2 protein-coding genes are annotated in these 1883 nt (G+C 64.2%); both read right to left on the reverse strand.

Annotated elements, in window-relative coordinates:
* Window positions 1-20 precede the first annotated feature (20 nt).
* On the reverse strand, window positions 21-905 hold the full coding sequence (purU, locus tag IB235_RS24595; RefSeq protein WP_155038980.1) for a formyltetrahydrofolate deformylase: 885 nt from the start codon (window positions 903-905) through the stop codon (window positions 21-23).
* A gap of 91 nt (window positions 906-996) precedes the next feature.
* On the reverse strand, window positions 997-1883 hold an 887-nt coding region (gene folD / locus IB235_RS24600), incomplete at its 5' end, for a bifunctional methylenetetrahydrofolate dehydrogenase/methenyltetrahydrofolate cyclohydrolase FolD (protein ID WP_225612623.1).

Consider the following 1883-nt stretch of genomic DNA (forward strand, 5'->3'; position numbering starts at 1 on the left):
GCCCGTGGGCGTTTCGGTACTTACCCCATTCTTTCGCTGGCATAGCTTCCGGGTGATGCGGGGAAGATGACGGTCTTGTTGCCGTTGAGGAAGGACCGGCGATGGATATGGGCATGGATGGCGCGGGCCAGGACCTGGCTTTCGACATCGCGGCCCAGGCTGACGTAATCGTCCGGCGACTGGGCATGGGTGACGCGGATGATGTCCTGCTCGATGATCGGGCCTTCATCCAGATCGGCGGTGACATAATGCGAGGTCGCTCCGATCAGTTTCACGCCGCGCTCATACGCCTGCTTGTAGGGGTTCGCGCCCTTGAAGCTGGGCAGGAAGGAGTGGTGGATGTTAATGATCCGCCCCGACATCCTGCGGCACAGCTCATCCGACAGCACCTGCATGTAGCGCGCCAGCACGATCAGGTCGGCCCCGGTATCCTCGACCACCTGCAGCAGCTGGGCCTCGGCCTGCGGCTTGTTCTCGCGCGTGACCTTGATGCAGTGGAAGGGAATGTCATGGTTCACCACCACCTTCTGGTAATCCATGTGGTTCGAGATCACCGCCACGATGTCGATGGGCAGCGCCCCGATCCGCCAGCGATACAGCAGGTCGTTCAGGCAATGGCCGAAGCGGCTGACCATGATGACGACCTTCATCTTCTCGGCCTCGTCATGGAAGGCATAGGTCATGTTAAAGGCCTTGCCCGCCTGAGCAAAGTCTTCGTTCAGCTCCTGATGTCCCACGCCCTCTTCCGACACAAAGCTGACCCGCATGAAGAACCGCCCGGTCTCGGCATCGTCGAACTGGCTCGAGTCGGTGATGTTGCAGCCCTTGCCAGCCAGATAGGCCGAGATCGCGGCCACGATCCCCCGGGTCGAGGGACAGGTGACGGTCAGGCAGTATTTCGTCATCGGGGTCTCCACTGTCATTGGGCCGCAGCCGCTTGTTCTTTCTTGCATTGGCCTTCCGGGCGGCACTGCGCCCGGAAAGATTGGGGCCGCTTCAGACCGTCAGCCCCTCGGGCTCGGGCAGGCCATGGGCGCGGCAGCAGGCGGTCAGCGTATTGGCCAGAAGGCAGGCGATGGTCATCGGCCCGACCCCGCCCGGCACCGGGGTGATGGCGCCGGCGACCTGAACCGCGCTGTCGAAATCCACATCGCCGACCAGCCGGGTCCGGCCGTCTTCGCTGATGCGGTTGATGCCGACATCGATCACGGTCGCGCCGGGCTTGATCCAGTCGCCGGGGATCATCCGCGGACGACCCACCGCCGCGACCAGGATATCGGCGCGGCGGCAGACCTCTGCCAGATCCCTGGTCCGGCTATGCGCCACGGTCACCGTGCAGCTTTCGCCCAGCAGCAGCTGCGCCATCGGCTTGCCGACGATATTGCTGCGCCCGACCACCACCGCGTTCAGCCCCGAGAGATCGCCCAGCCGGTCGCGCAGCATCATCAGGCAACCCAGCGGCGTGCAGGGCACCATCGCCTTCTGCCCGGTGCCCAGCAGACCGACATTGAGGATATGGAACCCGTCCACGTCCTTCGACGGATCGATGGCGTTGATCACCGCCTCAGAATCCAGATGCTTCGGCAGCGGCAGCTGCACCAGGATGCCATGCACCGCCGGATCGGCATTCAGCGCCGCGACCTGCGCCATCAACGCTTCCTGCGAGGTGTCGGCGGGCAGCTTGTGTTCCCACGAGTTCATCCCGGCCTCACGGGTCTGGATGCCCTTGTTGCGGACATAGACCTCCGAGGCCGGATCCTCGCCCACCAGCACCACTGCCAGACCCGGAACGATGCCCTGCGCCGCCAGCCGCGCCACATGCGCCCCAACCAGACCCCGAACCCGAACAGAAAACGCCTTGCCGTCAATCAGTTCCGCCGTCA

It is taken from the genome of Paracoccus sp. PAR01 (assembly GCF_014851995.1).
In the GTDB taxonomy this organism is placed as follows: Bacteria; Pseudomonadota; Alphaproteobacteria; order Rhodobacterales; family Rhodobacteraceae; genus Paracoccus; species Paracoccus litorisediminis.

Excerpts from the sequence above, each read along its gene's own strand:
- purU (WP_155038980.1), bottom strand. The coding sequence starts at position 905 with ATGACGAAATACTGCCTGACCGTCACCTGTCCCTCGACCCGGGGGATC.